We start from the raw sequence: 6030 nt of genomic DNA, 5'->3' as shown, positions 1-6030 counted from the left end.
TTGAGATGCGCTGAAGACGATTCTAAAGCGGTCACAGGGTGGGGAGAGGGGGAGAGGGGGAGACACGGGAGACACGGGAGACACGGGAGATTTTCTGTCAACATTCCCCCTTGTCCCCTTGTCCTCCTTGTCCTCCTTGTCCTCCTTGTCTCCTTGTCTCCTTGTCTCCTTGTTTCCTTTGGGCTTTTGGTGGGATGCCGAAGTATAGATTAATTGCCCATACTGCTTAACAAAGGGATGGTTGAGGGCATCGTTGAGGGTTAAGCCATTATCGATATCAAGGCCAATAAGTTGAGCTTGTTGATAATTGCCTTTTGACCTCATGCTGTGGTCGTAGGTGGCGCAAGACCAGGCATGACCACGCTTTACGGCTTCGGCTAACTCGTTGATGGTTAATTCTTTGGTTTTGAAGCAGTCGCGGTAATGTTTGGGGTTGCCAACGGTTTTGTCACGGTGGTGACGGTTGACGGATAATTGAAAGGTTTGGTTTTGTTGTTTCCCTGTATTTTGTTCCATTGAGGGCTTCGCTTTGGTAAGGTTAGCGAGCTACTCATACAGGGAGGATGCTGTCTTATTTAAGTTTTACGGTAGAAGAGATGACAAAAAGATGGGGTACGGACAAATATTCTTGTCCCACAATAAGTTATCCAAGGATTTACGATAGCCAACTAAAATGCCCAAACTTCCTATTAGAAAAGGTTCCACCTACAATACACAATTGCTAATCAGCAATTTTTTTACTAACTACCTGTACGGACAAAACAAAATTAGGTAGTATAAAGACAGCAACCCCCCTACAACCTTGTGATCCACCCCAACAGTTTTCTGGTCGCCAAACAAGAAATTGACTGTAAGGTGGCTTTGGGTTGCGCCAAGCTTTTAAAACTTATTCAAACTATTCTTTGGCTTTTACACCGTTTCAAATTTGTCAAAGCTCAAAAGCTTGAGTAGTAGTTGCTCTGTATATGAGATGTCTATACAAGTATGCACAGATATTCTCTAACCTCAAGGATACCTAATGAGGTGGTAAAAATCCACCTAGAATAACTGATAGTTGCGTTATCTAGTCATCTAGGTAGCCTCAAAACCTTGTATAATCGGGGCTATAGGAATTTAGGGTAAGATAATTGTCATTATCTTACTCTTTTTGATTTTATGAATCAGCTAAAATTTTGTCTAAGCGATCATGAGCTTCTTTATTTTAGAGGCTCCACTGCCATTTTCGGCGTTTAATTTTCTTTAGTAGCTATGACAATACTTAACAGCTATGACAACCATTTACTTTTATGCTCCCAAAGAACTTTTAAAAAAGCTAAAGTTACAAGAATTAGAAAATAATTTTCAATGGGAGCAAATTGCAGAAGCTAGAAGATTCGCGTCTGGCAATTTTACGTCTTGGATTTTAACGACGTATCTTCAAGTTAAGAAAAGTGAACTTTCTTGTCAATTCATAGACTATATACCTGAAAAAGGAATATTGATAGCTGATAGAGACACTCTTGGTAATAAATATCCTTATTTGGGTAAAACAATGTTAATTTGTCCAAAAGGAGATCGAGAATTTCATCCATCAGCACATTTACATGTTGTTCATAATCCTCTTCAATTTAAAGATCAGCAAAACAAACTTTGGAATCCTTATTATATTCCTCATTGGCCACAACCTGGTTTAAAACCAAGAGAGGAGAGAAGAGGTTCAACAGTTAAAAGTGTGGCTTTTATAGGTAGTCGCAGTAACCTTACAAAAGAGTTTAAATCAGACCAATGGCTCTCTGCATTAAAGGAATTAGATTGTGAGTGGATTCCGATCTTCTCACAATCTAATTGGTCTTACTATAGTAAGATTGATGTGATTGTAGCTGTTCGTAGTTTTGATGGCAGAATTTATCCCAATAAGCCTGCAAGCAAGTTGGTTAATGCTTGGAAAGCTGGAGTGCCAGCTATTTTAACCCCAGAATCTGCATTTATTGATTTAAGAAAATCAGAACTCGATTTTTTAATAGTCAATTCTATTGAAGAAGCAATTAACGCAGTCGCCAAACTAAAAAATAGTCCAGAACTGTATACCTCAATAATAAACAATGGTTTAAAGCGTGCTCAAGAGTTTAGTATTGAAAACATAACTAAAAGCTGGCTGGACTTTTTTAAGTCTCATGTTTTTCCTGAGTATGCTAATTGGATTAAAGCCTCTGAGGCATCTAGAATTCTCTTTTTTATAAAAAGATACTCCAAATTGAAGATAAACAGAATGAAAAAAAGGGTGTTTAGAGTGCCTGATATATAATAAAGAGTTACACTATGTGGTCATTTCAAAAAGGAGCGGAAAAGCAATGCCTTATCTAAACGCTGAAACCGTTGCTCAACAGGCCAGGGCTAATTTTTTTTCTAAGATAAACTAAATTGTGAGTTTAAGTTAGTTAATGAGCACTTGAATACTCACCTCACAAATGTTCTAGAGTTGAGAGACTGTAAGACTTTTCCCAGATTCCCAGAAGAGGGTTAGTCAGAAGGAAGTCAGTAATAAAGTACCAACAAACTATCGTTAAACTTATGAGTAAAATTAGGTTTTCTTTACTTTTACAAAAATATGCTTTATCATTACATCGATAAATAATTAGATTAATTCAGAGTAAATGAAGAATGATAGTTTTTCTACTAGCCAAGGTAAAACATTATATCTTTCAACGTAAGATTTTCGTGAATCGATTAATTGATTCCTACCAATGGTATCTAAGAGATAGAACCCTAGATCCTCCGCAAGAATTGATGGAGTCTTTGAAGAACTTAAACGCTAATTCTATTTCTCATAGTTCAACAACTCTCTTAAGGCATTTAGTTAGGACTTATCAATTGTTAAAAAAATGGAAAGTTCCAGAATATGTTTGTGTTTCGGGTTTATATCATAGTATTTATGGAACTCAAACTTTTCAAAAATTTCTTATTGATCCTCAACAAAGAGAAACCCTCCTAGAATTAGTTTCGTATCGTTCCGAAAAGCTTGTTTACTACTTTTACATACATGATAAAAAAGATTTTTTAAAAAATTTGACTAAAACTAAATCCTTGGCTTTAAAAAATAGGTTCGATAATTCAATAATTTATATTTCAGCAGACGAATTCTTAGATTTATTAAGGATTCGATTAGCAGATTATATAGAACAAATGGAACGGACGAAATCTAGTGCTAACTTTTTAAAAGGGAGGTTAGATGAATCCAAGTCTTTCATCGATGGCAAAGAATATTCTGCTATTTTAAACAACTTACCTGTATCTTATTTAAAGAAAACCTAGCAACATTATGTGGAAAAATTTTGAGGCTTATCCTTTAACTCAAGAAAATTTATACAATCTGATTAATAATGACATTCCATTAATTCGTCTTCCTGAATTTGGAACAACTGAAGAAACCGAAGAACTTGCCGAACGTTTTCTGCTATTTGCTTCTCGCTCTAAGTCTGTAAAGACTGTAACTCGACTTGGAATTAGCCAATATGAACAGGGTATAGTAGGCGGAAAAGAAAACTATTTTAGCTTAGTTGAAGAGGCTTGGTCTAACTTGATAAAAGTTTGTGAAACTACCTTCAATCCAGTCACAAGGATTATGGATATTTTAAGACAATATTTTACTGATGTTGATATTCTCACTGAAGAAGGATATGGTCGTTACTTTGCTGGAGTAGCTAAATTGAGAACAGGAGAAACTCCACTCCATAGTGACTTCCCTCTTTTTGGTGTAAGAGATTGGGCAGTCACCAAAATGGTTGCTCAGCTTTCGTGGAATTTTTATCTGCGTTTACCAGATAGAGGTGGTGAACTAAAAATATGGGATAAACTATGGCAAGACGAAGATGATCAGTTTTTAGTACAAGGAACTTACTACCATAATGAACAGGTAGTATCTAATATTCCCTTTATTAAAGTCAAGCCAGTTTTAGGTGAGTTAATAATTTTCAACTCGAGAAATTATCATACTGTTTTACCTTGTCAGAATCGAATTGCCGTAGGTTCATGGCTTTCCTTAATGCCCGATGAAAGTTTAAGATTGTGGTCTTAACTTATGGAAATTAAAGTCTTATCTCCAGAAATTGATAGCTCCTATTTAGACCTTATTGGTAAATTAAGAGTTAGCGTATGGTCATATCAACTTGGAAGAGCCGTTTTCTCAGGAGAAAAATGGTGTGATGAACATGATCAACACGCTTTTCATTGGGTTGTTATGAATGATGAAAATGAATTGATTGCGTCGGCTCGTTTATCTATACACAACAACATCGCTGATCTCCCTGATTTTAACGAAATTCAAGGATTAATAACGGAACTTCCTAAACCCATAGCAATGATGAGTAGATTGGTTGTTAGTCCTACTTATCAAAGGTTAGGAATTTCTCAAAAAATCGATCTAGCCAGACTTCAAAAGGCAAAACAAATGGGCATCCAATCGCTCGTTTTACAAGTTCCTCATTACAGAAGAAAAAGCATAGAAAAATTAGGCTTTAAATGTTTAGGAAAAGCTATAGATAAAACTTTTAAGCATTCAGATAATATTGATTTTTTTCTATATACAAAAGTCATGAATGATGAATAGTAACTATCCACTATGATAGGTATGAAAAACTATTTATGGCTGTTGAGTAAATTTTGTCAACCAGGTTCTAATTTTTAGACGAATCTTTAGTTGATAAGGATAAGGGAAAAGTTTAAGCAAAGATAAGGGTAAAATTTTAGCTATTTTTAAAGGATAAGATTCTCGACGTTTATGAGACTTATTTGAAAGAGAAATCCGAATCGATGAACCATTTTTTCCATCAATTGCTCTAAAGGCAAACGCAAAATTTTCTGCAAATTCTTCGTGTGTTTTGGTTCGTTTTTGTTGAAGTTTGCTGGTCATATCTCTTATACTTAAACTCATTGGATTAGTATTAATTTCCCAGACTTGAGGAACCCCATTAAGTAAACTATAATCAATTCGACCATATTCAATTCTTGCCAATCGAAAAATCTCTTTGAGAAAAGACTCATGAGGATTCGTTTTAATATATTGTTGTTCTTCTAAGAGTGTTTTTTCTTCCACTAAATCGGGATGTTTAATCATCCAGTTATAGCTAAAAAATAGATGTCGAGGAATAATTTTGTCACCGACAATAAAGGCAGAGTATTTTCTGACAACACCTATTTGATCTGCTGTAGAGCAAAATTCAGTAACAATTTTATTTTCTAGACTCTTTCCTTTTTCTGAAAGTAGGTTTATAGCTTGGGCTAATTCAGCAGGGGTGTTGAGGAGCGAAGTACGATTTCCTCCATGATCGTTTTCACCTCGTATAAAAACGGGAAATCTCTCTGGTTGACGACAGTCTGTTAATTCTGTTAGACGATAGACATTGAATTGATTGAAACCCTTATCATATAGATTCCGCAAGAGTTCGTAGCGTCGTTTTGAACGGGTGGGATGATTTAGCAGACGAATTTCTTCCCCTGAATTAGCGAGTTGGTTCCAAATCTTGGAGCTTATTTCCGCTTCATCAGGAGAGAGACGCTCAATATCTGAGAAAATATATGTTCCAGTTGGTAACTTTTTCATCTGCCACAGTTGTTCGTAAAATAAAGGTCTAATATAAGAGGTAGTAGTTTGGAGCCCCCAAGACTCCAAATAATTTACTATGGTGTAAGCTGATGATCTACGAACTAAGTAAAAAATCATTGAATTAATATGCTTATTTTTTTTGTAAGAAAAGAATAGCGCAATCGAGTTTGATTCCTTTAAAAGTAGTTTAACTGGTTCTATAAATTTTGTATCTACATGGTAAGTTTTAATAATTTTAATATTTCTTAGCTGGATGACCGATTTTGCATGTATTCCTTCCATACCCCTTGAACACAATCCTGAGATCGTAGATTAAAGTTTAACGCGAAAAACCCCGACCCCGACGGTGTTGCTTTTCTCGCTGTTCACGTTCCTGTTGTAATTGAGCGATGCGCTGGGTATCGTTGGCAACGTTGGCGGCCAATCCCTTGTAAGGTTTCGGCTTTTTG

General features: G+C 35.8%; 6 protein-coding genes. 4 read left to right on the top strand and 2 right to left on the bottom strand.

What is annotated here, in order from left to right; all coding sequences use genetic code 11:
* Positions 1–516 (bottom strand): hypothetical protein (locus P9B04_RS12755; protein ID WP_342055371.1); only part of this gene is annotated, 516 nt, incomplete at its 3' end.
* A gap of 751 nt (positions 517–1267) precedes the next feature.
* Between P9B04_RS12755 and P9B04_RS12750 the strand changes: the two genes are divergently transcribed.
* The 4 genes from P9B04_RS12750 to P9B04_RS12735 all read left to right on the top strand — a co-directional run bounded on the left by P9B04_RS12750 (position 1268) and on the right by P9B04_RS12735 (position 4585).
* Positions 1268–2284 carry a glycosyltransferase gene (locus P9B04_RS12750; protein ID WP_342055370.1) on the top strand — a complete coding sequence of 339 codons (1017 nt, stop codon included), beginning with the start codon at positions 1268–1270 and terminating at the stop codon, positions 2282–2284.
* Between the two features lie 413 nt (positions 2285–2697).
* The gene (locus P9B04_RS12745) at positions 2698–3291 is read left to right on the top strand and encodes a DUF6817 domain-containing protein (protein ID WP_342055369.1); all 594 of its coding nucleotides are present in this window, start codon (positions 2698–2700) and stop codon (positions 3289–3291) included.
* 7 nt (positions 3292–3298) lie between these two features.
* Positions 3299–4054 carry a 2OG-Fe(II) oxygenase gene (locus P9B04_RS12740; protein WP_342055368.1) on the top strand — a complete coding sequence of 252 codons (756 nt, stop codon included), beginning with the start codon at positions 3299–3301 and terminating at the stop codon, positions 4052–4054.
* 3 nt (positions 4055–4057) lie between these two features.
* On the top strand, positions 4058–4585 hold the full coding sequence (locus P9B04_RS12735) for a GNAT family N-acetyltransferase (RefSeq protein ID WP_342055367.1): 528 nt from the start codon (positions 4058–4060) through the stop codon (positions 4583–4585).
* Between the two features lie 33 nt (positions 4586–4618).
* Here the strand turns inward: P9B04_RS12735 and P9B04_RS12730 are convergent, their stop codons facing one another.
* Positions 4619–5578 carry a hypothetical protein gene (locus P9B04_RS12730; protein ID WP_342055366.1) on the bottom strand — a complete coding sequence of 320 codons (960 nt, stop codon included), beginning with the start codon at positions 5576–5578 and terminating at the stop codon, positions 4619–4621.
* Between the last annotated feature and the right edge of the window lie 452 nt (positions 5579–6030).

It is taken from the genome of Crocosphaera sp. Alani8 (assembly GCF_038442745.1).
In the GTDB taxonomy this organism is placed as follows: Bacteria; Cyanobacteriota; Cyanobacteriia; order Cyanobacteriales; family Microcystaceae; genus Crocosphaera.
This window is presented reverse-complemented; position numbering and strand designations above follow the sequence as displayed.

What these genes read in the sequence shown, in the direction of transcription:
- P9B04_RS12740 (WP_342055368.1), top strand. Translation starts at nt 3,299, where the DNA reads ATGTGGAAAAATTTTGAGGCTTATCCTTTAACTCAAGAAAATTTATAC.
- P9B04_RS12735 (WP_342055367.1), top strand. Translation starts at nt 4,058, where the DNA reads ATGGAAATTAAAGTCTTATCTCCAGAAATTGATAGCTCCTATTTAGAC.
- P9B04_RS12730 (WP_342055366.1), bottom strand. Translation starts at nt 5,578, where the DNA reads ATGAAAAAGTTACCAACTGGAACATATATTTTCTCAGATATTGAGCGT.
- P9B04_RS12750 (WP_342055370.1), top strand. Translation starts at nt 1,268, where the DNA reads ATGACAACCATTTACTTTTATGCTCCCAAAGAACTTTTAAAAAAGCTA.